This window comes from Parerythrobacter aurantius, assembly GCF_045291475.1.
Taxonomy (GTDB): domain Bacteria; phylum Pseudomonadota; class Alphaproteobacteria; order Sphingomonadales; family Sphingomonadaceae; genus Parerythrobacter; species Parerythrobacter aurantius.
Genome location: NZ_CP147985.1, coordinates 178846 through 203337, shown reverse-complemented (window position 1 = coordinate 203337; position 24492 = coordinate 178846). Strand labels below are relative to the sequence as shown.

The following is a 24492-nucleotide window of genomic DNA, read 5'->3' as shown; positions in this document are numbered from 1 at the left end:
GGCGGAATTCGGCCGGAGCGACGCGTTTTTCCGATGCATGGTGACGACAGGACAGGCCTTGCCATTGCATTGGCGGGATTTGCGCTGCTTGCTGTGGGCGACGGCGTGATCAAGACCATGGCCGGCATGTGGTCGCCGGTGGCTGTGGCCGCGCTGCGTTTCACGATCGGTTTCGCCGGTCTCGCGACCCTGCTGGCGATCCGCGAGGGCGCCGGCGGGTTCCGGCCCAGACGCCCGTGGCTGCAACTGGCACGGGGGCTGTGCCTTGCCGGTGCGACCATCACCTTCTTCAGCGCGATCTTCGTCATGCCGCTGGCAGAGGCGACGGCGCTCGTGTTCCTCGCCCCGATCCTGACGGCTTTGCTCAGCGGGCCCTTGCTGGGCGAAAAAGTCCGGCCGGCGACATTCGTGGCCTCGGCGATCGCCTTCGCCGGAGTGATGGTCGTCCTGCGGCCGAACCTGGCCGAGGTAGGCACTGTCGCCTTGCTGCCGCTGGGCGCGGCGTGCTGCATGGCCTTGCTGATGGTGGCCAACAGGGCATCGGCAGGCGACGGTACGCCCCTCTCGATGCAAGTCTACATCGCGGCCGTAGCCGCCCCGGTATTATGGGTCGCAGCATCGGTCGGGCATGCCACCGGCGTGGCCGATTTCCAGCTATCCCTGCCGCCGATGGATGTCCTCTGGCGCAGCGCGATCGTGGCTGTCACGGCCAGCACCGCCCACTGGCTGATCTTCTGGGCCACGGTACGGAGCGGCGCCGCAGTGGTCGCGCCGATGACCTATGTCCAGCTCGTCGTCGCTGTAGCGCTGGGCTGGTGGTGGTTCGGCGACCGGCCCGATGCGGTAAGCCTGCTCGGCGCAACGATCATCATCGCCGCCGGCCTGTACCTGTGGAGAGATAACAGGGCAGCGACGGAACCATCCGCAACGCCGCCTTGACACGATATCATGATATGATATCAGTATATCACCTATGACCCGTATCCTCGCAGACTTGCCCGATGACGACATCGAATGGCTCGACAAGCTCGCGGCAGAGCAAGGCAAGTCGCGCGCGCAGGTCTTGCGGGAAGCTGTTTCCGGCTATCGCGCCCATTCCCCGGCCGATGGAAACAAGAGCTGGATCAAGCGCGGTGCCGGCCTGTGGAAGGACCGCAATGACATTGCCGAGGGCGTGGATTATCAACGGGCCATTCGTCAGGATCGGCGCGGTGGGGGACATCCCTGATCCATGTCCGACCCCTTCTTCGATACCAATATACTGGTCGACTGGCTTAAGGACCTGCCTCAGGCGGTCAACGAATTGTCGAGGTACAACCGCCATCGCATCAGCCGGATCGTGTGGACGGAAGTCCTGTCCGGCGAGGTGCTGGAGCGGCGCGACATCATCCAGCAGGCGATCGCCCCTTTCGAAGTGGTCGAGATCGACGCCCGCATCGCTCTCGCGGCCGCCGACATCCGCCAGCGGGCGAAGATGGGCTTGCTCGATTCCTTCATACTTGCGACGGCGCAAGTGAACGGATCGATCCTGATCACACGAAATACCAAGGATTTCCCGGCAAAGATGCCGGGCATCCGCGTACCCTACATCTTGTAACGAAGGCAGAACCCCATGTGCGGCATTATCGGAATTGTGGGCAAGGAACCGGTGGCCGACCGGCTGGTCGACGGTCTGCGGCGAATGGAGTATCGCGGCTACGACAGTGCAGGGGTCTGCACTGTTGACGGCGGCGCGCTGGTCCGCCGCCGGGCCAGCGGCAAGCTGGCAAATCTCGCTGCCGAACTGGCCCGCAGTCCGGCCCCCGGTACCATCGGCATTGCCCACACCCGTTGGGCGACCCACGGCGCGCCGACCGAGAACAACGCCCACCCCCATGCGACCGGCGAGGTGGCGCTGGTCCACAACGGGATTATCGAAAACTTCAAACCGCTGCGGGCAGAGCTCGAGGCGGCAGGGCGTACCCTGGAAAGCGATACCGACAGCGAAGTGGTAGCGCACCTTGTCTCCGTCGAGATCGAACGGGGCGCATCGCCTGAAGAGGCCGTCAAGGCCGTGCTGCCGCGCCTGCGCGGTGCCTTCGCCCTGGCGATTGCGTTCCGGCAGCATCCCGACATGCTGATCGGCGCCCGCCTCGGATCGCCGCTGGTCGTCGGCTATGGCGATGGCGAAACCTATCTCGGTTCGGACGCCCTCGCACTGGCTCCGCTGACGCAGAGGATCGCCTACCTTGACGAAGGCGATTGGGTCGTCATCACGCGCGACGGCGCACGCATTTTCGACCTCGAGAACAAGCCGGTGGAGCGCGACGTCGTGACATCTGGCGCATCGGCCGCGGCGGTAGAAAAGGGCAATTACCGCCATTTCATGCAGAAGGAGATATTCGAGCAACCGACAGTGGTCGCCCAGACACTCAATTCCTACGTCCGTCAGGCCGACGAAAGCGTGGCTTTGCCGCAGATCGATTTCGACCTGTCATCGATCCGGCGCATTACCATCGTCGCTTGCGGGACATCTTATTACGCCGGCATGGTCGCGAAATACTGGATCGAGACCTTCGCTCGCGTTCCGGTCGATATCGATGTGGCGAGCGAGTTCCGTTATCGCGACCCCGTGCTGGAGGACGGCGGACTCGCCATCTTCATCTCGCAGAGCGGCGAAACGGCCGATACGCTGGCGGCGCTGAGGCACTGCAAGGAAAACGGCCAGACGATCGCCGCGGTCGTCAATGTGCCGACCAGCACGATGGCACGCGAGGCCGACCTGCTGCTCCCGATCCATGCCGGCCCCGAGATCGGCGTCGCTTCCACCAAGGCCTTCACCTGCCAGCTCGCCGTACTGGCGGCGCTGGCCGCGCATCTGGCGGTCAGGAAAGGCCGCATGACCCGTGCGGAGGAGCAGGAGGTGGTGCGCCATCTGATCGAGGCCCCTGCGGCGCTGAACGCCGCGCTCGACCATGACGACGATATTGCCGCCATGGCGCCGCTCCTCGCCCCGGCGCGCGACGTGCTCTACTTGGGCCGTGGGCCGGACTATCCGCTCGCCATGGAAGGCGCGCTGAAACTCAAGGAAATCAGCTATATCCACGCGGAAGGATATGCCGCAGGCGAGATGAAGCACGGCCCGATCGCGCTGATCGACGAAGCGGTGCCCGTGATCGTCCTGGCGCCGTCGGGACCGCTGTTCGAAAAGACCGTGTCCAACATGCAGGAAGTGCGCGCCCGGGGCGGCAAGATCGTGCTCATATCCGATGCCGAAGGGCTGGAGGAGGCGGGCGACGGGTGCCTGGCGACGATCGAAATGCCCAAGGTTCACCCGCTGATCGCGCCGCTCGTCTACGCGGTGCCGGTGCAGTTGCTGGCCTATCATGTGGCGGTCGTCAAAGGTACGGATGTGGACCAGCCGCGCAACCTCGCGAAGTCGGTTACCGTCGAGTAGGGTCCAATTGAACGGCTGCGCTGCGTTTCTTTCTCCATCCTTTACTGGCAGATAACCTTTCACCCGTAACGCTCGCCGGGTGAGCGAAAACCGAACTGAATCCGTTTCCCTGCCGGCGGACGTGCCTCTGCTCGCGCTTGTCGGCATCAAGGATACAGGCGGGCTCGACTGGCCGCGGTTGCGTGCGTTCCAGTATGCCCGGTTGGGGCAGATCACCCGCATAAGGGTCGCATCGCACGTCGTTACCGCCACGCTCGTCATCCTTGCAAGCATGGCGACACTCCCTGCCTTGTGGCTCGGTCTGTGGGCCGGCCTGCTTGCCATCGCCGTCGCCAACCTGACCAGGCATGACATTGAATTGCGCCGGCTCGACGGCCGGACGCTGGCCCGGGGGGACATGCTGCGGCACAGCCGTGCAGCCCTTGGATCGGCGGCCAGCTGGTCGTTGCCGTTGCCGATGATGCTGGTCGGCGGCAATAGCGCCGACCTCGTACTGGTTTGGTCCCTGGTCGCGATCGTCCCGGTGGGGGCGGCCATCACGATTGGTTCCGCGCCACTCGGTGCCTTTGCCTATGTCTTCACCGTCTATTCGGTCGGCTTCGTAAGTTTGCTGGTTGCGGGCGAATACGTCGCGGCAGCGAGCGCCCTGTGGCTGGCAGTCGTTACGGGCTTCGGGATTGTCACCCGCGCGCAATCGTTCCTGCGCGGTGCCGTGGCGGAAGCGGGGATGGCAGAACGTAACGAAGTGGTGTCGCTGCTTCTCCGTGAATTCGAGGAGAACGAGGCCGACTGGCTTTGGCAGATCGACACGACCAGGAAGGTTCGGTCTGCCAGCCCGCGCTTCGCTTTCGCCATGGGCGTCGAGCCGGAAGCGGCCGAGGGCGTTCCCTTCCTGCAGCTGATCGCGGGCAAGGCTTGGGAGACGGGACAGTTCCCGGCCAGCCTGCACGATCTTGCCGAACGCTTGAAGCGCCGGGAAAGCTTCTCCAACCTGCTGGTCAAGGTCTCGATCGACAATGAAAGCCGCTGGTGGGAGCTGTCGGGCACACCCATGCTCGACGACAAGGGCCAGCATATCGGTTTCCGTGGGGTCGGCTCGGACGTGACCGAACAGCGCGAGTCGTCCGAGAAGATCGCCTACCTCGCGCGCTACGACACGCTGACCGAACTGCCCAATCGCCTGATGCTGAACGAAGCGCTGGGAGAGGCCATGCGCTACGCCCGGCAATGGCGTTCGCGATGCGCTTTCCTGATGATCGACCTCGACCGGTTCAAGGCCGTCAACGACACGCTCGGCCACCTTGTGGGCGATCGCCTGCTGGCGCAGGTTTCGGCCAGGCTGAAGGAGCTGATGACCGAGAACGAGATCTGCGGCCGGCTCGGCGGAGACGAGTTCGCTATCGTCATCCGTGACGCTTCGGATCGCGCCCGCGTCGAAGATGTCGCGCGCAGGGTCATCAAGCGCCTGTCGGAACCCTACGAGGTCGATCACCACACGCTATATGTCGGGGCCAGCGTCGGTTCGGCAGTGGCCCCGCGCGACGGCAAGAGTGTCGAAGAACTCATGCGCAACGCCGATTTGGCGCTTTATCGCGCCAAGGATCTGGGCGGAGCGGAACACTGCATTTACGAGCCTTCCCTGCACAAGTCGGCCGAAGAGCGGCGCAAGCTTGAATTTTCCCTGCGCAATGCGCTCGAAAAGGGCGAAATGCTGTTGCATTTCCAGCCGGTCGTCGATGCCAACGACGAGAGCATCATCAGCTTCGAGGCTTTGCTGAGGTGGAACAGCGAGGAACACGGCTTCGTGTCGCCCGTCAAGTTCGTGCCGTTGGCGGAAGAAACCCGATTGATTGTGCCGATCGGCTCATGGGTGCTCGAGCAGGCCTGTATCGAGGCGGCTGGTTGGCCGGCACCAACCAAGGTCAATGTGAATGTTTCACCCGAACAGCTCGTCGAGCCCGATTTTGCCGCGACGGTCGTACGCGCCCTGTCGGTCAGCGGACTCGAACCCAGCAGGCTGGAGATAGAGGTCACCGAAAGCATTTTCCTGCGCGATGCCAATGTGGCGCGGGGCGCGCTGGAAGAAGTGATGGCGCTGGGCTGCCAGGTCGCGCTCGACGACTTCGGGACGGGTTACTCCTCGCTCGGATACCTGCGCACGCTGCGGTTCTCGACGATCAAGGTCGACCGCAGCTTCGTGCAGGGCGCGGCGCAGGGTAACAACGAGAGCATTGCCATCATCCGTGCCGTGGTGGCGATGGCCGACAGTCTCGACATGACCACGACGGCCGAAGGGGTCGAGAACGCCGACGAGGCGCGGATGATCCGCGACATGGGCTGCACCAAGATCCAGGGCTATTACTTCGGCCGGCCGATGTCGGCGCAGGACGCTCGCACACTGTTCGACCGGCAGGCGCGGCTCATCGCTTAGCGGGCGGTGCCGGCGCGCCTCAGGCCGCGGCGAGGCGTTCCAGCGCAGCCTTGAACAGCGGCAATCCATCGGTCCCGCCGTGTGCCGTTTCGATGGCCCGTTCGGGATGTGGCATCATGCCCAGCACATTGCCGGCATCGTTGAGGATACCCGCGATGTCGCGCTGCGAGCCGTTGGGATTGGCAAGATAGCGGAACGCCACCCGGCCTTCGCCTTCCAACCGGTCGAGCGTGGTTTCATCGGCGTAGTAGTTCCCGTCGTGATGCGCGATCGGGATGGCGATGGTCTGCCCCGCATCGTACCCGCCGGTGAACAGCGACTGGCTGTTTTCGACCTTGAGCTCGACCGTCCGGCAAACGAAGTTCTGTCCGGCGTTGCGCATCAACGCCCCCGGGAGAAGACCTGCTTCGGTCAGGACCTGGAAACCGTTGCACACGCCGAGCACCGGCACCCCGCGCGCCGCCTCGCGCATGACCGCGCGCATGATCGGGCTCTTGGCCGCCATCGCCCCCGAACGCAGGTAATCGCCGTAGGAGAAACCGCCGGGCAGGGCGATGAAATCGAGGCCGGCCGGCAAATCGCTATCGCCATGCCATACCCGCAGCGGAGCGCTGCCGGCAGCCTGTTCGAGCGCCACCGCCATATCGCGGTCGCAGTTGGAGCCGGGGAAGGTGATGACGGCGGTTTTCATCGCTTCAGCCCGCCTTTTCGATGCAGAAATTCTCGATCACCGTATTGGCCAGCAGCTTTTCGCACATTTCCGTCAGCGCCGCATCGCTGGTGCTGTCGGCCACGTCCAGTTCGATCAGCCGGCCGACCCGCACATCGGACACTTCGTCGAACCCGAGCCCTTCCAGCGCGTGATGAACGGCGCGGCCCTGCGGGTCGAGCACCCCGGGCTTGAGGCTGACGTGGACGCGAATCTTCATGGGGCAGGCTCCGGGACTGGTGCGCAGGCTGGACTGGAGCCCGGTCCCTATAGCGATCGCTCGCCGCGCCGCAATCCCGCAGCGAGGTGCATTCCGCACCACGGCCAGGGCTATCACCGTTACATTACTGCTACACCCCGCGCGCAAAGGACTGCGCAAACCGCGTTTTTGCGTGCCTGTTTCTCGCCCTGGCAACCCTTTCGCGCCTATGAGCGGCCCGGAATACGTGTCTACCGTTCCGTTTTACCCCCAAACCGGGAGGACCCGATGAGCACCTTTCGCCACCTGAACCGCCATTCGATCCAACCCTCGCTTTGCAATGCGAGCCCGTTTGCCCTGGCGCTTGCCGCGCTTGCCTTTGCCGCGCCTGCCGCCGCGCAGGATGCGGACCCTGCCGCTACCGGGGCGGAAGGCACAGGCCTCGATGTCATTGTCGTCACCGCCAACCGGCGCGAGGAAAATCTGCAGGACGTGCCGGTTTCGGCGGCGACGCTCGATGAGGACCGGGTGACCACGCTGTTCTCGGCCGGGGCCGACAATACTGCGCTTTCGGGGCAGGTCCCCGGGCTGTTCGTCGAAAGCTCCAACGGGCGGGCCGCGCCGCGTTTCTATATCCGCGGGCTCGGCAACACCGATTTCGACCTAGCCGCCTCGCAGCCGGTTTCGGTCGTCATGGACGATGTCGTGCTCGAAAACGTCACGCTGAAAAGTTTCCCGCTGTTCGACGTCGCGAGGGTCGAGGTGCTTCGCGGTCCGCAGGGCACGCTGTTCGGCCGCAACACGCCGGCCGGCATCGTCAAGATCGACACCCGCAAGCCGGGCTTCGAAACCGACGGGCAGGCTTCGCTCAGCGTCGGGACGCTGGGTTCGGTTGCGCTCGACTTCGGTGCCAACATTGTACTGGAGCCCGAGAAGATCGCCGTACGCCTGTCGGGCCTGTGGCAGCATCGGGACAACTGGGTCGACAACGGCTTCACGGGGGAAGAGGATGCGCTCGGCGGGTTCGACGATGTGGCCGTGCGCGGCCAGTTGCTGTTCCAGTTCACCGAAGACGCCTCGTTCCTCGTCAACGCGCAGTATCGCGATCTCGACGGCACCTCGACGCTGTTCCGCGCCAACATCCTTGGCCCGGGCAACAACGATCTCAACGCCAATTACGACCGCAACACGGTGTTCTTCGACGCCGGTGCCGACAACCAGGCGCGCTACAAGACTTTCGGCCTCAGCGGGAAGTTCGAATGGGCCAGCGATGCGCTCACGCTGACCTCCATCACCTCGTACTACGACAGCACCGGGTCGAGCCGCGGAGATATCGACGGCGGGTTCGGCGCGTCCTTCCTGCCCGTGATGGGGCCGGGATTCATCCCGTTCCCGGCCGATACGCAGGATTCGATCGAGCTCGAACAGGTCACCCACGAAGTCCGGCTGGCATCGAACACCGAAGGGCCGCTGACCTGGCAGATCGGCGGGTTCGGCTTCTGGAGCGAGTTCGACGTCACGACTGTCGGTTTCACCTTCCCGCCGCCCGTGACTGTGCGCCACAGCAACGATGCCTGGGCGGTGTTCGGTCAGTTGACCGGGCAGGTCAGCGATACCGTGCGGGTGACCGGCGGCCTGCGCTGGACCGAGGACGACAAGCTCTTCCGCGTCCGCAACAGCGCCGATCCGCAGTTCCGTTCGGTCGAGGATGCCCGACTGAGCTGGGACCTCAGCGCCTTTGCCGATGTGAGCGACGATGCGAGCCTCTATGCGCGCGTCGCGAGCGGGTTCCGCGCGCCGACCATCCAGGGCCGCGACGTCGCCTTCTTCTCCCCGCCTTCGGTTGCGACCAGCGAGAAGATCATGTCCTACGAGGCCGGCTTCAAATCCGAGCTGGCCGGGCGGACCGTGCGCCTGAACGGCGCCGTGTTCTACTACACCGTTGACGATCCGCAGTTCACTGCGGTCGGCGGCGGCGGCAATCTGGTGCAGCTCGTCAATGCCAACAAGGGCGTCGGCTACGGCTTCGAGCTCGACAGCGCCTTCCAGCTCAGCGATTTCTTCACGATCACCGCCGGCGTTGCCTGGAACAATACGGAGATCAAGGACAACGCGCTGGCGGTGGGCATCTGTGCCCAGTGTACGGTGACCGATCCGACCACGGTCATTGCCGGCAATACTCGCGCGCTGGTGGACGGCAATCCGTTCCCCAATGCCCCCGAATTCACCGCCGACGTCACCGCCGAGCTGACCCTGCCCGTGGGCGACGACAACAAGATCTTCGTCTTCACCGACTGGCAGTACCAGGGCAAGACCAATTTCTTCCTCTACGAAAGCCTGGAGTTCAATTCGAACAACCAGATCGAGGGGGGTCTGCGGATCGGTTACGGCGATATCGACGACAGGTGGTCGGTGGCGCTGTTCGCGCGCAACATCACCAACGAGGACAATGTCCGCGGCGGCATCGACTTCAACAACAACACGGCTTTCGTCAACGAACCGCGCATCATCGGTATCTCCGCCAGCATCAGTTACTGACGCATTCGGCGAGGTTGCAGATAGGGAAGGGCGCCTCTTGCAGGCGCCCTTCTTCGTTCCGGGATCAGGGTTTCGCGGGCGCTTCGTCGGCGGGACGCGGCAAGACGATGAAGCGGACGGCGCCATCGGCGGTCAGATATTGCGCGGCCACGGCCTGCAAACGCGCCGGGTCGATCGCGGCATAGCGTTCGCGAGCCTTGAGGAAGCGGTCGATCTGGTCGGGATCGGTCTGCACGCGGGCGACGTAACCCAACCAGCCGGCATTGGTCTTGAGCGCGTTTTCGAGGTCCTGGAAAATCGGCTGGCGCGCGCGTTCCAGCGTGTCGGACGAAATAGGCTCGGTTCGCAGACGCGCGATAACTTCATCGATCGCCGTCCGCGTTGCCTCCACTTCCGCCACGTCCACCGAGGCGAGGAGAGCGAAAACGCCGTAGCCATCGTAAAATCGCGACTGCGAATTGCTGACCTGCGGGGTATAGGCCTTGCCGAGCTTTTCCCGCAGCGTTTCCGTCATCTCCAGGTCGATTACGGCCCGCAACAGGTTGAGTTCGGCGGTCGCTTGCGGGTCGACATAGTCGCGTGTCGGCCAGGCATATTGCAGCAGGGCCTGCGACCTTTCGCCGTCATGATAGACGATCCGGTCGCCGCGCTGCGCCGTGAAGCTGCGCTGCCTGCCTTCGGGATAGGACCGGAAAGCCCCTTCGCGCTTCGGCAGGGCGCCCAGCGTCTTGCCGACAAGGGCTATGGCCTGCTCTTCGTCGAAATCCCCTACCAGCGCCAGTTCGATTGCGCCGTTGCGAAGCCGGTCGGAGATTGTCGCGCGCAGCAACTCGAAATCGAGCGCGCGCAACGCTTCGGGGGATGCGGTCGTGAACCGCGGGTCGCCGTCCGACAGTATCCCTCCCAACACCGATGACAGGGCGGACCCCGGCGTTGCCGTCAGTTGCGCGAAATAATCGTCCAGCCCGTTGCGCCACCGGACGAGGGGTTCCTGCCGATATGCCGGATCGGTCAGGTAGGCGGCGACAAGCTGCAATTGCAATTCCAGGTCGCGCGGCGTGGTGGCTGCCCCGGCGGCGAACCGGTCCGGCGTTTCGCCGAGCGAGAAATTGACGCGACGTCCCGCCAGGATTGTTTGCAGTTCGTCCAGCGAATGCTTGCCGAGGCCGGCAGCGGCAAACAGCCCGGTCAAATCCGTGCCGTAAGGGGCCTCGCGCGTATCGAGGTAGGATCCGCCATCGATCCCGAGCGTCAGGCTGATACTGTCGCGCGCAAGGTCGGTCCGCTTGAGGTTGAGCATCACATTGTTGGCAAACACGATTTGCCTGATGCCCAGCGCTTCGCTGACGGTATCGGACACGACCGTGCCGGCGGGGCCGAAATCGGTATAGCCCCAATCGGCGACCTGCGCTGCGACAGGCGCTGCAATCGGCGCTGCCATGGCGGTCTCCCATGCCGCCCGCAAAGCGGCTTCGCCACCTTCCGGGGCGGTCCGGCCGCTGAAACGGATGAGGGGATCGTCCAAGGGAATTGCATCGGCGGCGACCGCCGCCAGGACCGCCGCCGGTGTCGCCCTGGGCGCAACGGCTTCGAGTATCGCGAGGTTCGTATCGGGCGAAATCGGGATGGCCCCGTTGCGCACCAGCGCTATAGCACGCGCGACGAAGGCAGCATGGCTGCGCGTCGCTTGGCCGGCTTGGGCATTCTGCAAATTGGTCCGCATGGCCGCAAGTTGTTCCGCAATCTCGGCCTCGCTCACGCCATGGGTAAGAAACTGGCGGTAGAGGCCGGTCGCCGCAGCAAGGCCTTCCGCCCATTTTCCGTCGACCGCCTGTATCGACAGCGATGTTTCGCGCCATGCTTCCAGCACGTCGCCGGTCCCGAACCCGGCGGCGCGGAAGGGAGGGTTTTCCGCCTGCGCGGTGCGCTGGAACCGGCGCGCGAGGATGCCGTAGCCGATCACCCGCAGCATGTCGGTCTCGCGCTTGACGAGCGTGTCGGGCTGGTCGGTCCAAGGCCCCGCCCGGCTGACGACGACCTGTTCGCTCAGGGCAGGATCGAGATGGATATCGGTCAGTCCCTTGCGGTTCGGGTCCACGGGGCCGGCACCGGGCTGCGCTGGCGACGACCGCGGTGCCCAGTCGGCAAAGCGCGCCCTGATCTTGGCTTCCACCTCGGCTGCATCGAAATCGCCGACAACGACCAGCGTTGTCTTGTGCGGCACGTAGTTGCGTTCCCAGAAAGCCTTCAGGCGGTCGGCGTCCAGGTCATCGAGATCCTCCCGTCCCTCGCCGGGAAAATGCGCGACAAGTCGCGAATCCGGCGCGGCAAACGCCAGCAGGTCATAGCTGTTGGTAAAGGCGTAGTTCGTCCGGTCGCGTTGTTCGGACAGGAGGATGCCGCGTTCCCGCTCGACAGCTGCAGGATCGAACAGCAGCTCGCTGGCGGTCTCGCGCATGAGGAACAATGCAGTATCGATCAGTTCAGGGGTGCTGGCCGGCAGGTCGAGCTTGTACTGGGTGTAGTTGAAATTGGTTTCGGCATTGGTATCGGCCCCGAACCGCAGGCCCAGTCGCTCCAGCAGCTTGACCATCTCGCCTTCGGGCACATTGGTGCTGCCATTGAACACCATGTGCTCGACGAAATGGGCTGCCCCTCGTTCGGTTTCGCTCTGATCGAGCCGACCGGCCCCGACCTCCATCCGGACCAGCGCTGTGCCGGCAGGGGTTGCGTTGCTGCGGATGATGTAGCGCATGCCATTGTCGAGCACGCCGAAAATATAGCCGCTTTCCGGTTCGAGGTCGCCTTCTTCCCACGCCCAGACCGGTTCGGCCGTGGTTGCCTCCGCGACAGGAGGGGGTGACGATGGATTGGCTGCGAGTGGAGCAGCGACGATGGCCGCGAAAGACGCGAGCAGGAAACGACCCTTCATCGTTTCAACCTGCCGCATCAATGGCTTGCCTGCAAGAGCGCAGGCGTTTTCTGGCCGTCGGTGCCTATTTCTTGGGCTTGGGCGCCCCGCGCAGGCGGCTGCGGTGGGCGCTCATGTCGAATACCTCGCCCGGGCTGCTCCCGTCGTCTTCCTGCAGCAGGCCGAGCCGGCGGGCGACTTCCTGGTAGGCCTCGCTCTCGCCGCCGAGGTCCCTCCGGAAACGGTCCTTGTCGAGCTTTTCGCCGGTTGTCATGTCCCACAGGCGGCAGCCGTCGGGGCTGATCTCGTCGGCCAGGATCACGCGGCTGTAGTCGCCGTCCCAGATGCGGCCGAATTCGAGCTTGAAGTCGATCAGGCGGATGTCGATCGCGGCGAACATGCCGGCCATGAAATCGTTGATGCGGATCGCCATGCTGGCGATATCCTGCATCTCTTCCGGGCCTGCCCAGTTGAAGCAGGCGATATGCTCTTCGGCGATCAGCGGGTCGCCCAGCGCATCGTCCTTGTAGTAATATTCGATGAGCGTGTGCGGCAGCGGCTCCCCCTCGGGAATGCCCAGCCGCTTGCTAATAGACCCGGCGGCGACGTTGCGCACGACCACTTCGATCGGGATGATTTCGACCTGCCGCACCAGCTGTTCGCGCATGTTGAGGCGGCGGATGAAATGGGTCGGGATGCCGATGTGGCTGAGGCGGGTGAAGACATGCTCGCTGATGCGGTTGTTGATCACGCCCTTGCCGCTGATAGTGCCCTTCTTTTCGGCATTGAAAGCGGTCGCATCGTCCTTGAAGTACTGGATGATCGTGCCCGGTTCAGGGCCCTCGTACAGGATCTTGGCCTTGCCCTCATAAATCTGGCGGCGACGCGACATGGCGGGAATTCCTCAGGGTAAAACGCTTGGCCCCGGCCTGCGAAGCCGTGAGCTTCGCCGCGCCGGGGCTGTGTCTCGGCCATTACAGCGGAATGCCGGTGATAGCAATTGTCCGCTCCCCGAGCTCTGCTATGTCCCCGCCGGTGATCCCGCGCTTCGCCTATCGCCATTCCGGCTGCCTTGTGCATTCGGAAATGGAACTGCCCGAATGGCACGCCTTCCGCGCGGATGGCGATGCGGGCGAGCCCGATGTGACCATTCGGTTTGCCGGGCATCCGGGGGATGACGCGACACCCGACCATATTCCGGTAATCGACGGCGACGCGCTGCGCTTTTCGGTACCGGATGTCGGGACGTGGCAGATCAGCGCCGGGAGCGAGATCGCCATCAATCCTTACGGCGACCCAACCTCGCTCGAGGCGAGGCTGTTCACCCTGGGCAGTGCGTGGGGCGCGCTTGGCTACCAGCGCGGCTGGGCCATGCTGCATGGCAGCGCGGTGCTCGGGCCGACGGGCGCGGTGCTATTTTGCGGACCGCAAGGGGCGGGCAAGTCGACCATGGCGGCGGCGCTGGCGCAGCAGGGATTGCCGCTGGTTGGCGACGACCTCTCCCGCGCCGAACCGGGGCGGGCGGACAAGCCCACCTGGCTCTATCCGTCCAGCACGCGCCACAAGCTGTGGGCGGAGGCGATCGACATGCTCGGCCTGTCGGGCCGCGAGCGGGTGCAGGACTGGTTCCGGGCGGAAAAGTTCCATCTCGAAAGCGGCACCACCATTGCCGTCGATCGACCGCTGCCACTGGCCGGCATCTATGCGCTCGCATATGGCGAGACTTGCGCGATAGAGCGCCTCACCGGCGGGGAAGCAGCCACCACGGTGCTGCGCGAGACGATCTATCGCCCGCAGTTCCTAGAGGCGATGGGGCGACTGGCCGAACAGGCGTACCTCGCTGCCCGGATCGCTGCGAGCGTGCCTGTCTGGCGGCTGACGCGACCGGCAGACCTTGCCCTGCTGCCGGAGGTTACCGGCCGGCTGATGGAGCATCTCGGCGAAGATTAGGAGGAGGTGGTGCCTCGGGGCGGATTCGAACCACCGACACTGCGATTTTCAGTCGCATGCTCTACCAACTGAGCTACCGAGGCATCCCTACGCGATCAGCCGACTTGGGCCTGTGCGCGAATGAGTGCGCGCCTATGGCGAAGGGTACCGCGCTTGGCAAGGGGGGAATCAGTCTTCGGGGACAATATCCTCCGGTGCCGCGGGAGGGCCGGGGACCGAGTAGCCGTCATTGAGCCATTGGGCGAGGTCGCGGTCCTTGCAGCGCTGCGAGCAAAAGGGTGAGAACTCCTCGGTGCGGGGTTTGCGGCAGATGGGGCAGGTACGGGTCATAGCGGTACCGCCTGCGCGAAGGCGCCGTTCAAAGCAAGACCAGGATCGGTCGCGGTGCGCACTTCGCGCCCTGTGCGACGGGCAAGCTCGTCCAGCCATTCGGGTGCCAGCTTCGCTTGCAGCGCAGGGTGCATCGTCAGCAGGATCGCACCGGGATCGGCGACCAATTCGGCGCGGCGCAGCAGAATGCGCACGGCCGCGGACGTGCGGTGCTGTCCGATCAGCCGCAGGAGCGACGGACGGCGCAGCCTTGCGACGATCTGCACGAAGCCGAAGCCGTTCATGGCGGTGCGCTCATGCGGCCAGCCGACTAGCGCCTCGCCGAGCCGTCCGTCCACGACGCGGCGGTCGCCCTTGTCGGCCAGCGTCGGGAAATCGATGCCGATATTGCCGCCGATATCGAACTGTCTGAGGGCAGCGGCGAGGGCGGGGACGGCATTGTGCACGATCGCTTCGGGCGGGCTGCCGTCGACGTCGATCACCGTCATCGCGGGCGTATCGGCGAACAGCAGGCTGCCGCCGCAAAAGTCCACCGCTCCCGCCCAGGCCTCGGCGAACAGCTCTTCCCAGTCGGCCCCGGCCGGAAAGCGGTGAACTTCGGTGGCGGCATGCCCTTCGGCGCGGAGGCTGTCGGCCAGCGACGGGGCTGGGTTCAGCGGATCGGCCGTGACTATGGCCTGTGCCCGCTTGTGCCGCCCGCGCTCGGCGATGGCCTCTCGCTCGATCACGATCCGGACCGTGCGGCCCACGGTGTCGGCGGCGGTCAGGCGGCGGGCGAACGCCTCGGTGCCGTCGGGCAGGCGGACGATGCCGGAAGGCGTCGATGGAAAGCGCTCGGCGACCACGCCTTCGACCACAGCGCCATGCGCCAGTCGCCCGTTCCAGCGCAGCCGCGCGGCGCGGATCGCCCCGTCATCGAACAGGACCGCGCGCTCCTCACCGATGCCGCGCTCGACCAGCCATTCAGGCAATTGGCATCCCCGCCGCCTTGAGCAGGGCCCGCGTTTCGAATAGCGGCAGGCCGACCACGCCGGTGTAGCTGCCCTGGATCCAGTCGATCAGACCGGCGGCCTGGCCCTGGATGGCATAGCCTGCCGCCTTGCCGATGCCTTCACCGTTTTCGGCATAGGCGGCGATCTCCTGCGGGCTCAGCCGCTTGAAGCCGACTTGCGAGGTCACCACCCGGCTGCGCAGCTTGCCCGCGGTGTCGATCAGCGCGATGGCAGAGATAACCCTGTGGCGCCGCCCCGAAAGGAGCGCGAGGAAGCGGGCCACATCCTCTGGCGATTGCGCCTGCCCGAGGATACGTCGCCCGGCCGCAACGGTCGTGTCGCCCGCCAGCACGATCTCGGCATCAGTGCGCGGCACGGCCCGTGCCTTCTCCACCGCCATGCGCTCGGCATAAAGGCGCGGCTGTTCCGCCTTGTGCGGGGTCTCGTCGATATCGGGTGACTGCACACGCGCCGGTACAACGCCGATCTGCCCGAGCAGGTCGCGCCTGCGCGGGCTGGAGCTGGCCAGAACGAGACTTGGTACGAGTTGTGGTGTCGCCACCGGCGATTACTGCGGGCCGGGGCCCTGCGACGCGTTCTGGCCGGGGCCCCCGCGGCCCGGCATGAAGCGGTAGGTGATGCGTGCCTTGGTCAGGTCGTAAGGCGTCAGTTCGCACAGTACTTCGTCGCCCACCAGCACGCGGATGCGGTTCTTGCGCATCTTGCCGGCGGTGTGGCCCAGCACTTCATGGCCATTTTCGAGCTCGACCCGGAACATCGCGTTGGGCAGCAGTTCGACCACCTTGCCGCGCATTTCGAGGAGTTCTTCTTTCGCCATAAAGTCCGGGTTTCCGTGAGAAGTGTTGCAGTGTGGCGCGCCCTTTAGCGGCGCAGGGGCGAAAAGGGAACCCCAAGGCGTCGAACGGCATTTTCGACGAATTAACCACCCCCGCCGATGTGCGACAAGGCGATACTTTCGGCCATGTTGCGCTCGACCGCCGGATAGGTCAGAGACGCCGCCGGACGGGGACGATTGCCAAAGGTAGGAAGATATTGTCCCGTTTCGGATATTTGCCGCTCGTCGCCCTCGTGCTGGCCGTTCCTGCCATGGCGCAGGATGCATCCGCGCCTGCCCAGCCGGCGCCAGACGCACCGGCCCCGGCTCCGGCCCCGGCCGAAGGTGGCGCGCCGGAGATCGTGGTTTCTGCCGACAGGGTGCGCGGACAGGTCGAGACCGATGCTGCCCCCGTCGTGAAACTCGATGAGGCGCAGGTCGCGTCCTATGGTGCGCGCTCGATCGAGGATCTTGTGGCGCAGCTCGCACCGCAGATCGGCGCCGGCCGGGGGCGCGGAGGATTTCCCCTCTTCCTCGTCAACGGGCAGCGGATTTCGAGCTTCCGGGAAATCCGGCGCTATCCGCCCGAAGCCATCCGCATGGTCGAAGTCCTGCCGGAAGAAGTCGCCCTGAAATACGGCGCCCAGCCGGACCAGCGTGTCATCAATTTCATCCTCAAGAACAACTTCAGCAGCAAGGAAGCCGAGCTCGAATACGGCCAGCCGACCGCCGGCGGATACCGGACGGCTGAAATCGGCGGATCGATGCTGACGATCAACGGCCCGCAGCGGACCAACATCAGCGCCGAATATGGCAACACGACCTGGCTGACCGAGGCGGAAAGAGGGGTCGTCCAGACGCCCGGAAGTCTTCCCTTGGTCGCCGGCGACCCGGACCCCGCCGCCTTCCGTACACTGGTGTCCCGCAATTCCACCCTGCAGCTCAACGGTACGACCACGCGCACGCTGGGCGGGGCGGGGTCCCGCACCCAGCTGACGATCAACGGCGGGTGGGTCAACAGCGTCACCCGCGGGCTGTCGGGGCTGGACACGGTCGTGCTTACGGCGCCTGGCGGGGCAAGTGCGCTGCGCACGCTCGACTCCGATCCGCTGGCGCGGCGGACCCGCAGCAATACCTACTCTCTCGGCAGCGGTCTTTCGACCGATGTCGGCGCGTTCGACCTGCAGGTCACGCTCGATGCCGACCGCGGCGTGTCGCAGACCCGGATCGACCGTCGCCGCGACACTTCCGCACTGGTCGCGGCCGCAGCGGCCGGGACGCTCTCGATTGAAGGTCCCCTGCCTTCGGTGGCCGCTGCCGGCACCGACATCGCCGACAACAAGACCTACCGTATCGACAGCCTCGCCACTCTGAAGGGCGGCCTGGTGCAACTGCCCGGGGGCGAAGCCAGCCTGACCCTGAGCACCGGATTCGTGCTGAACGGGATCGACAGCACCGATACCCGTAGCACGACGTCCGGATTTTCGCTCGACCGGCGGAGGTGGCGAGGCAATGCCGCACTTGGCATCCCCGTAACGAGCCGCCGGGAGGATTTCGGCGCGGCGCTCGGCGACATCACGCTGAGCATCGGGGGCGGTATCGAGGACCTGTCGGACTTCGGATCGCTGACCAACTGGAACGCCGGCATCACCTGGAAACCGCTGGAGCCGCTGACCCTGCAGGTTTCCTACGTCACGCGCGAGGAAGCGCCGAGCCTGACGCAGCTCGGTGCGCCGGTCATCGACACGTTCAACGTCCCCTATTTCGATTTCGCCACCGGCACGACCGTGCTGGTCACGCAGGCCAGCGGCGGCAATCCCGGCTTGCTGGCCGAAACGCAGCGCGACTGGAAGCTGTCCGCTAACCTCGACCTGCCGTTCTTCGACCGGACCAACCTGGTCGTCGAATATTACAACAACCGGTCGAACGACGTAACCTCGGCTTTTCCCCAGCTGACGGCAGCGACGGAGGCGGCGTTCGCATCGCGGGTGACCCGCGACGCGGGCGGCGCGTTGACGGCGATCGATGTGCGCCCGGTGACATTTGCCGAAATCCGCAGCAACCGGATCCGTTACGGTTTCAACATGTTCGGGCGAGTTGGCAAACCCAACCCGAATGCGGCGGCCGGTGGTCCCTTCGCGGCTATGGCGCGCGGCGGGTCGGGGGCGGCGACCGCTCCAGCCTCCCAGCCCCTCGCCGATGGCGCCGCAGGCCCGCCTGTCCCGGCCCGCGGGCCGGGCGGCGGCGGGTTCGACCCGCAGCGCTTCCAGCAGTTGCAGCAGCAGTTCTGTGCGACCCCTGCGGGCGAAATGCCCGATCTGTCGCAATTGCCGCCGCAAATGGCGCAGCGGCTGGCCGGTCCGGATGGCCAGCCCGATCCGGCGAAGATCGCCGCAGCGCGCCAGCGGATGTGCAGCGTCGACCTCGCCGCAAGTGCGCCGACCAGCCCGGCCACGCCCTCGACCCCGGGCGGAGTGGCACCTCTGGACCTGCAGGTGTTCCTCAACATGCAGAAGGGCCTGCATTGCGACGATCCGGCCGGCACTGCCGATCTTTCGCTGATCCCGGCCGAAGTGCTCGCCCAGCTCAGGGGGCCTGACGGCCAGATCGACCCGGCCCGCCTCAAGGAGTTCCGCGAACGGGTCTGCGCGATCAAGCCGACGGACCTGTTGCCGGGCGGGGCGGGCGCTGCACAGGGCGGCGGCGTGCCGACAGACCAGGGCGGCGGCGGCCAGGGTGGCGAGACGATTGCGGCCGTGGCTCCTCCGCCACGTGCGGCGCCGGTTGCTGCCCCGGCTGCGGGTGGCGGCGCGCCCCGCGGCGGTCCCGGCGGCTTCGGCGGCGACGGGCAAGGGCGCTGGAGCCTGTCGCTCTATCACACCGTCAATCTGGAAAGCACCGTGCTGGTCGCACCCGGCGGACCCACGCTCGACCTGCTCGATGGCGACGCCACGGGTGCGAACGGCGGTGTGTCGCGCAACAGCTTCGAGCTGGAAGGCGGCATGTTCCTCAGCGGGATCGGATTCCGCCTGTCGGGCAACTACCGCACCGCGACGACGGTGCGGGGCAGCGGCCTGCCGGGCAGCAGCGACTTGCGCTTCGGCGATATCGGTACGCTCAACCTGCGGATGTTCATGGGGCTCGACCAGCAGAAGTGGCTCGTCGGCGATGATCCCGGCATCTTCAAGAACGCCCGCCTGTCGCTGCGTGTCGACAACATCTTCGACACGCGCCAGCGCGTTACCGACGAAACCGGGGCAGTGCCGCTGGCTTACCAGCCTGCCCTGATCGACCCGGTCGGCCGGTTTGTGGAGATCGAATTCCGCAAGCTGTTCTGACACTGCCCAACCGGGGCAGCGGTCAGTTCAGCCCGGTCCGTGGAAATGCTAGCGAAGCGAGGCCGCGCGGGGCGAAGGGTTGCCACGCCCCATCGGCCTGCGCCAGCCGATCCGCGACGGCATAGGCGACGAGCGGATTGACGCCGAGGCCGCAATGGCTGGCGAGAACCTCGATATTCTCCGTCTGCCCGCCCTCGTCGGCCTGCACCGAGCCGCGCCAGTGGACGACGCCGTCGGTCTTGGTCAGGATCGAGGTGGTCGGCACCGGCGGCGCCTTGCCCAGCTGGCGGAACCTGCCGTCGCGCATGGGCTCGGGCTCCCTGCCGTTCAGGTACTCGAACAGCCGCCTCGCATTTGTGTGGTTACGATCATCGCTGATCGGGCTGCCGAGACTGATGACGAAGCGGACCTTGTCGGGCATCAGCTTGGCCAGTTCCCGCGCGAACACGCCGCCCAGACTCCAGCCGACGATCGACACCTTGCCCCGCGACGAGGCGTGCAGGTCTTCCACGCAATTCGCCATGGCTTCGATGCGGGCGTTGTCCACCCGGACGTTGCGGCCAAGGCCCCAGCCAGCCGTCTGGTACCCAAGGTCGTCGAGGAGCGACCGCAAGGGGGCGGTCGATCCGTCCGAAGCCATGAAACCGGGTAACACCAGCACGCCATGCCCGTCGCCCCTAGGCAGATGCCCGAGCAAGGGTCGCAGGGCATAGAATGCGGCCAGCTCTCCCAAAGCCCGGCCGGGTTCGGCCAGGGTCAACAGTCTGTGCGGAGGGCGGGCCATGGAGGCATCGCCCTCCAGTGTCGCGGTGGCTGCGGTCATTGCTTGCTGTTCCCTTTGCTACCCGAGGGCGTCCTGCGAGGCAGCGCCGCCTTTTTGGCGGTCGCCGGTTTGGTGGTCTTCTTCAGCTTTGTCAGTGCTTCCGATGCTGGCACCTTGGTCGCCTTGGCCTTGCGCGCAGCCGGCTTCCTTGCCGCAGTCTTCGAAGCGGGCTTCGGCGCGGTTTTCGGCGCGGGCTTTGCCGCCTGCCTGGCGACGGGCTTCCTTGCGGAAGGTTTTGTGGCCGCGGGTTGCGGCTTGGCGGGTGCTGCATCCAGCGCCTTGCTCGCTGCCAGCATTTCCTTGAAGCTGTCCTCTATGCACTGAACATAGAACTCAGGATCGGGCAGGAGTTCCCGGCAGGCGGTGAAGCTGATCGTCGCCTCGTCGCAATAGCTTTGCACCACATGGCCGAGGCCCAGCCCGTCGTTGAGGCACAGCAGCCCCATCATGCTCTCGAGCCGCGCGCCGGTCGAATAGATCGGGATCGGCGGGCCGGGGACATTCGTGACCACAGTCGAGAACGGCGGGCCGACTCCACGGTTGGCGAGGCCGAGACGGGTATAGAGCTGGGCCCCGAGCGACATGTAAAGCGCCGGGCTGACCTTGCTGATCTCCGTCATGTTGCGCGCGCCGATGGCGTCGCTCATGGCCTTGGAATTGGTCGTCTTGGAGTGAACGTATCTGAGCCGTTCGGCCGGGTCCTCGATATGAGTGCCGAGCGGGGCGATCATGGCTGCGACCTGGTTGCCCATGTCGCCCTTCTCTTCCTTGCCGCGGACCGAGATCGGGGCCATTGCCGTCAGCGTCGCCTTGGGCAGATCGTCCTTGGCCAGCAGGTATCTGCGCAGCGCCCCGCCGATGATGGCGAGGAAAACGTCATTGACCTTGCAGCCCGGATCGAGCGCACGGATCGCCTTGATGTCGGCCAGTGGCACGCTGCGCCCCTCGACCACGCGGTGCGCGGAGACCTTCCGATTGAAGCGCGTGCGCGGGGCGACCATGTCGCTCGACAGCTTGAAGTCCTGCGCCAGCAGGCCCTTGATCGCCTTGGCGAGGCCGGGCGCGGCCTTGGCGGCGACCTCGATCTGCTTCACCGGATTGGCGATGGCGCCGATATAGGCCTTGCCCAGCAGTTCGGCCGCGCTGGGAATGCGTTCGGGCTTCCACTCGTCGGGCGCGTTGGGCGGCGGGGCATGGGGGTCGAGCGTATGCATCGCCTCCATCAGGTCGATGCCGCTCATCCCATCGATCGCGGCGTGATGGACCTTGGTCACCATGGCGAAACTGCCGGGGGTCACGCCCGGGATATTATCCAGCCCCTCGACCACGGTGAATTCCCATGGCGGCTTGTTGAGGTCGAGCGGGCGGGCGAAGATGCGCGCGGCCTGGATGCACAGCTGGCGCCAGTCGCCCGGCTTCGGCAGGGCGATGTGGCGGACGTGATACTCGAGGTCGAAGTCCGGATCCTCGATCCAGTAGGGATAGTCGAGGTCGAACGGGACCCGCACCATGCGCTGGCGGATCGTGCGGCTCAGCTGCATGCGGCTGCGGAAGAATTGCAGGATATCCTTGAAGCGGACGAAGCCGCCCGGCGCCGTTTCCGGATTGTAGATCAGGATCGAGCCGATGTGCATCGGCGAAGTCGGGCTTTCCAGCGCCACGAAGGACGCATCCATCCCCTGCAACTGGCGCAAAGGCATCCTCCTGTCCTTGTTCCGCGCTATCGCTTCGCTGCTTGAGCGCGGATACCGGCCCTCGCTCCCTCCGAACGAATATTGCGCGGCGATGCCTGCTTTTGCAGGTCTGTTACTCCGGGGGTAACAGTTAGCGGCGTGGCGTCAAGCTGCCGCCCCCGTCAACAGCTTCCCCTAGGGAGGGGTTTCCCACAGCGGACTGGCACCCTAAATCGTCCCGGCCATGGCCCGAACACGCGAACCTTCCTCGGCCGGAACTCCTCACGACCCCCGCGGAGCCGAGCGCTTCAACGAGGAGCGCGCGGCCTATACGGTCGCCTCGGCCCAGCCGGACCTGAAGGCCGGTGTCGAGGCGATCCGCGAGACGGTGAAGACATTGAAGCCGCGCCCCGGCGTCTACCGCATGATCGATGCCCGCGGCGACGTGCTGTATGTGGGAAAGGCGCGCAGCCTGAAGGCGCGGGTGGCCAACTACACGCAGGTCCAGCAGCTCTCCGGCCGGCTCCAGCGCATGGTCAGCCAGTGCCGCAGCATGGAAATCGTCGTCACCAATTCGGAGGCCGAGGCGCTGCTGCTTGAAGCGCAGCTGATCAAGCGGTTCCGCCCGCCGTTCAACGTGCTGCTCCGTGACGACAAGAGCTTCCCCTTCATCCTGTTGCGGGCGGAACATGATTTTCCGCGGATCATGAAGCATCGCGGCGCGCGGCGGGCCAAGGGCAATTACTACGGCCCCTTCGCCAGCGCGGGCAGCGTCAACACCACCATCAACGCGCTGCAGAAGCTGTTCCTGCTGCGCAGCTGCACCGACAGCTTCTTCTCCAACCGCGACCGGCCGTGCCTGCTCTACCAGATCAAGCGTTGCAGCGCGCCTTGCGTCGGGCGGATCGACAAAGACGGCTATGCCGCGCTGGTGCAGGAGGCGAAGGATTTTCTCGGCGGCAAGTCGAGCCAGGTGCAGCAGGGGCTCGAGAAACAGATGGCCAGGGCGGCGGCGGAGCTCGACTTCGAGACCGCCGCAATCCTGCGCGACCGGCTGCGCGCCGCGACCTTCATCCAGGGCAGCCAGGCGATCAACGCGCAAGGGGTGGGCGATGCGGATATCTTTGCGCTCGCCAACAAGAACGGCGTGGTCGGCATCCAGAGCTTCTTCATCCGCGGCGGCCAGAACTGGGGCCACCGCGCTTTCTTCCCCAGCCACACGCGCGAGATCGAGGACGCGCAGGTGCTCGCCGACGTGATCCTGCAGTTCTACGAGGAAGTGCCCCCGCCGCCGACCGTACTGGTCGACCGCGAATTGCCCGAAAGCGAACTTATCGAAGCGGCGCTCAGCGAGCTGGCGGGGCGGAAGGTGCGCCTGTCGATCCCCGAGCGCGGCGACCGGCGGAGGCTGATGCAGCAGGCCCAGCGCAATGCGGTCGAGGCGCTGGAGCGGCGGCTGGCGGAAAGCGGTACCAAAGCGAAGCTCAACCGCGAACTGGCTGAATTCCTCGAACTCGACAACCCGCCCGAGCGGATCGAGATCTACGACAACAGCCATATCCAGGGCGCCAAGGCGGTGGGGGCGATGGTCGTCGCCGGGCCGGAGGGGTTCCTCAAGAACCAGTACCGCAAGTTCAACATCCGCGAGGCGCAGTCGAACGACGATTTTGCCATGATGCGCGAGGTGATGCAGCGGCGGTTTCGGAAATTGGCGGAAGAGGGCGAGGGCGACGCCGCGCCGGGCAGGAAGGACAGCCACGAAACCCTTTGGCCCGACCTCGTCCTGATCGACGGCGGCAAGGGACAGATGAGCACAGTGCGCAACGCGCTCGAGGAAATGGGGATCGAGAATGTTCCGCTGATCGCCATCGCCAAGGGCCCCGACCACGGCAGAGAGGGCCGCGAGGTGTTCCACTTCCCCGACGGGCGCGAGAAGACGCTACCGGTCAATTCGCCGCTGCTGTTCCACTTGCAGCGCCTGCGCGACGAGGTTCACCGCTATGTCATCGGTGCCCACCGCGAGAAACGCAGCCGCGCTATCACGGCGTCGCCGCTTGACGAGATCCCGGGCATCGGTCCGGCCCGCAAGCGCGCGCTCCTGCTGCACTTCGGTACGGCGAGCAAGGTGCGGGCGGCCGCGCTGGAAGACCTGCAACGGGCACCGGGCGTAAGCGATGCGGTGGCGCGCAAGGTCTATGATTTCTACCACGCCGGGGGCTGACGCGGCCGGCAAATGCGCAGCCGCAAGGGCGATTGGTCGGGAAGCCACAGAAGGATGGCACCGCCACCGGCCCGCCCGCAGCGCGGTCCTTTGGCAGTGCCAAGGC

19 protein-coding genes and 1 tRNA gene are annotated in these 24492 nt (G+C 65.6%); 9 read left to right on the top strand and 11 right to left on the bottom strand.

Going from position 1 to position 24492, the window contains the following annotated elements:
• Positions 1-33 precede the first annotated feature (33 nt).
• The 5 genes from WAB17_RS01070 (at position 34) to WAB17_RS01050 (ending at position 5867) form a co-directional block, all read left to right on the top strand.
• Complete coding sequence (locus WAB17_RS01070; protein ID WP_435418197.1) at positions 34-939, top strand: DMT family transporter; 906 nt, start codon at positions 34-36, stop codon at positions 937-939.
• A gap of 34 nt (positions 940-973) precedes the next feature.
• The gene (locus WAB17_RS01065) at positions 974-1228 is read left to right on the top strand and encodes a ribbon-helix-helix domain-containing protein (RefSeq protein ID WP_435418196.1); all 255 of its coding nucleotides are present in this window, start codon (positions 974-976) and stop codon (positions 1226-1228) included.
• Positions 1229-1231: 3 nt separating this feature from the next.
• Complete coding sequence (locus WAB17_RS01060) at positions 1232-1597, top strand: type II toxin-antitoxin system VapC family toxin (RefSeq protein WP_435418195.1); 366 nt, start codon at positions 1232-1234, stop codon at positions 1595-1597.
• Between the two features lie 15 nt (positions 1598-1612).
• On the top strand, positions 1613-3436 hold the full coding sequence (glmS, locus tag WAB17_RS01055) for a glutamine--fructose-6-phosphate transaminase (isomerizing) (RefSeq protein WP_435418194.1): 1824 nt from the start codon (positions 1613-1615) through the stop codon (positions 3434-3436).
• 121 nt (positions 3437-3557) lie between these two features.
• Positions 3558-5867, top strand: coding sequence for a putative bifunctional diguanylate cyclase/phosphodiesterase (locus WAB17_RS01050; RefSeq protein WP_435418193.1), 2310 nt, complete (start codon positions 3558-3560; stop codon positions 5865-5867).
• Positions 5868-5886: 19 nt separating this feature from the next.
• Here the strand turns inward: WAB17_RS01050 and purQ are convergent, their stop codons facing one another.
• The gene (purQ, locus tag WAB17_RS01045; protein ID WP_435418192.1) at positions 5887-6558 is read right to left on the bottom strand and encodes a phosphoribosylformylglycinamidine synthase subunit PurQ; all 672 of its coding nucleotides are present in this window, start codon (positions 6556-6558) and stop codon (positions 5887-5889) included.
• A 4-nt stretch (positions 6559-6562) separates the two neighbouring features.
• Positions 6563-6796 carry a phosphoribosylformylglycinamidine synthase subunit PurS gene (gene purS / locus WAB17_RS01040; RefSeq protein ID WP_435418191.1) on the bottom strand — a complete coding sequence of 78 codons (234 nt, stop codon included), beginning with the start codon at positions 6794-6796 and terminating at the stop codon, positions 6563-6565.
• Positions 6797-7063: 267 nt separating this feature from the next.
• On the opposite strand from purS, the gene WAB17_RS01035 reads away from it, so the two are divergent.
• Entirely contained in the window at positions 7064-9313 is a 2250-nt protein-coding gene (locus WAB17_RS01035; protein WP_435418190.1) for a TonB-dependent receptor, read from the top strand.
• 64 nt (positions 9314-9377) lie between these two features.
• Here WAB17_RS01035 and WAB17_RS01030 read toward each other — a convergent pair whose 3' ends face one another.
• Both WAB17_RS01030 and purC read right to left on the bottom strand, forming a co-directional pair.
• The gene (locus WAB17_RS01030) at positions 9378-12245 is read right to left on the bottom strand and encodes a M16 family metallopeptidase (protein WP_435418189.1); all 2868 of its coding nucleotides are present in this window, start codon (positions 12243-12245) and stop codon (positions 9378-9380) included.
• A 64-nt stretch (positions 12246-12309) separates the two neighbouring features.
• Positions 12310-13116: a phosphoribosylaminoimidazolesuccinocarboxamide synthase gene (purC, locus tag WAB17_RS01025; RefSeq protein ID WP_435418188.1), complete on the bottom strand. Its 807-nt coding sequence runs from the start codon at positions 13114-13116 to the stop codon at positions 12310-12312.
• Positions 13117-13247: 131 nt separating this feature from the next.
• Here purC and WAB17_RS01020 point away from each other — a divergent pair, with 131 nt between their 5' ends.
• Positions 13248-14174, top strand: coding sequence for a hypothetical protein (locus WAB17_RS01020; protein ID WP_435418187.1), 927 nt, complete (start codon positions 13248-13250; stop codon positions 14172-14174).
• Between the two features lie 7 nt (positions 14175-14181).
• On the opposite strand, the gene WAB17_RS01015 is transcribed toward WAB17_RS01020, so the two are convergent.
• The 5 genes from WAB17_RS01015 to infA form a co-directional block, all read right to left on the bottom strand.
• Positions 14182-14257, bottom strand: a tRNA-Phe gene (locus WAB17_RS01015).
• Positions 14258-14342: 85 nt separating this feature from the next.
• Complete coding sequence (locus WAB17_RS01010) at positions 14343-14504, bottom strand: DNA gyrase inhibitor YacG (protein WP_435418186.1); 162 nt, start codon at positions 14502-14504, stop codon at positions 14343-14345.
• The gene (locus WAB17_RS01005) at positions 14501-15475 is read right to left on the bottom strand and encodes a ribonuclease (RefSeq protein ID WP_435418185.1); all 975 of its coding nucleotides are present in this window, start codon (positions 15473-15475) and stop codon (positions 14501-14503) included. Before WAB17_RS01005 ends, WAB17_RS01010 begins: the two co-directional genes overlap by 4 nt.
• On the bottom strand, positions 15468-16058 hold the full coding sequence (locus WAB17_RS01000; protein WP_435418184.1) for a Maf family protein: 591 nt from the start codon (positions 16056-16058) through the stop codon (positions 15468-15470). The genes WAB17_RS01005 and WAB17_RS01000 overlap by 8 nt, the downstream gene beginning before the upstream one ends.
• Before the next feature lie 6 nt (positions 16059-16064).
• A complete protein-coding gene (infA, locus tag WAB17_RS00995) occupies positions 16065-16334 on the bottom strand; it encodes a translation initiation factor IF-1 (protein WP_176272837.1) in 270 nt (89 codons plus the stop codon).
• Positions 16335-16567: 233 nt separating this feature from the next.
• Here infA and WAB17_RS00990 point away from each other — a divergent pair, with 233 nt between their 5' ends.
• Positions 16568-19669, top strand: coding sequence for a hypothetical protein (locus WAB17_RS00990; RefSeq protein WP_435418183.1), 3102 nt, complete (start codon positions 16568-16570; stop codon positions 19667-19669).
• A gap of 22 nt (positions 19670-19691) precedes the next feature.
• On the opposite strand, the gene WAB17_RS00985 is transcribed toward WAB17_RS00990, so the two are convergent.
• On the bottom strand, positions 19692-20492 hold the full coding sequence (locus WAB17_RS00985) for an esterase/lipase family protein (protein WP_435418182.1): 801 nt from the start codon (positions 20490-20492) through the stop codon (positions 19692-19694).
• Complete coding sequence (locus WAB17_RS00980; protein ID WP_435418181.1) at positions 20489-22192, bottom strand: WS/DGAT/MGAT family O-acyltransferase; 1704 nt, start codon at positions 22190-22192, stop codon at positions 20489-20491. Before WAB17_RS00980 ends, WAB17_RS00985 begins: the two co-directional genes overlap by 4 nt.
• A gap of 217 nt (positions 22193-22409) precedes the next feature.
• Here WAB17_RS00980 and uvrC point away from each other — a divergent pair, with 217 nt between their 5' ends.
• Positions 22410-24386 carry an excinuclease ABC subunit UvrC gene (gene uvrC / locus WAB17_RS00975; protein ID WP_435418180.1) on the top strand — a complete coding sequence of 659 codons (1977 nt, stop codon included), beginning with the start codon at positions 22410-22412 and terminating at the stop codon, positions 24384-24386.
• The last annotated feature ends 106 nt before the right edge of the window (positions 24387-24492 follow it).

Excerpts from the sequence above, each read along its gene's own strand:
- WAB17_RS01070 (WP_435418197.1), top strand. The coding sequence starts at position 34 with ATGCATGGTGACGACAGGACAGGCCTTGCCATTGCATTGGCGGGATTT.
- WAB17_RS01065 (WP_435418196.1), top strand. The coding sequence starts at position 974 with ATGACCCGTATCCTCGCAGACTTGCCCGATGACGACATCGAATGGCTC.
- WAB17_RS01060 (WP_435418195.1), top strand. The coding sequence starts at position 1,232 with ATGTCCGACCCCTTCTTCGATACCAATATACTGGTCGACTGGCTTAAG.
- glmS (WP_435418194.1), top strand. The coding sequence starts at position 1,613 with ATGTGCGGCATTATCGGAATTGTGGGCAAGGAACCGGTGGCCGACCGG.
- purQ (WP_435418192.1), bottom strand. The coding sequence starts at position 6,558 with ATGAAAACCGCCGTCATCACCTTCCCCGGCTCCAACTGCGACCGCGAT.
- purS (WP_435418191.1), bottom strand. The coding sequence starts at position 6,796 with ATGAAGATTCGCGTCCACGTCAGCCTCAAGCCCGGGGTGCTCGACCCG.
- WAB17_RS01035 (WP_435418190.1), top strand. The coding sequence starts at position 7,064 with ATGAGCACCTTTCGCCACCTGAACCGCCATTCGATCCAACCCTCGCTT.
- WAB17_RS01030 (WP_435418189.1), bottom strand. The coding sequence starts at position 12,245 with ATGAAGGGTCGTTTCCTGCTCGCGTCTTTCGCGGCCATCGTCGCTGCT.
- purC (WP_435418188.1), bottom strand. The coding sequence starts at position 13,116 with ATGTCGCGTCGCCGCCAGATTTATGAGGGCAAGGCCAAGATCCTGTAC.
- WAB17_RS01020 (WP_435418187.1), top strand. The coding sequence starts at position 13,248 with ATGTCCCCGCCGGTGATCCCGCGCTTCGCCTATCGCCATTCCGGCTGC.
- WAB17_RS01010 (WP_435418186.1), bottom strand. The coding sequence starts at position 14,504 with ATGACCCGTACCTGCCCCATCTGCCGCAAACCCCGCACCGAGGAGTTC.
- infA (WP_176272837.1), bottom strand. The coding sequence starts at position 16,334 with ATGGCGAAAGAAGAACTCCTCGAAATGCGCGGCAAGGTGGTCGAACTG.
- WAB17_RS00985 (WP_435418182.1), bottom strand. The coding sequence starts at position 20,492 with ATGACCGCAGCCACCGCGACACTGGAGGGCGATGCCTCCATGGCCCGC.
- WAB17_RS00980 (WP_435418181.1), bottom strand. The coding sequence starts at position 22,192 with ATGCCTTTGCGCCAGTTGCAGGGGATGGATGCGTCCTTCGTGGCGCTG.
- uvrC (WP_435418180.1), top strand. The coding sequence starts at position 22,410 with ATGGCCCGAACACGCGAACCTTCCTCGGCCGGAACTCCTCACGACCCC.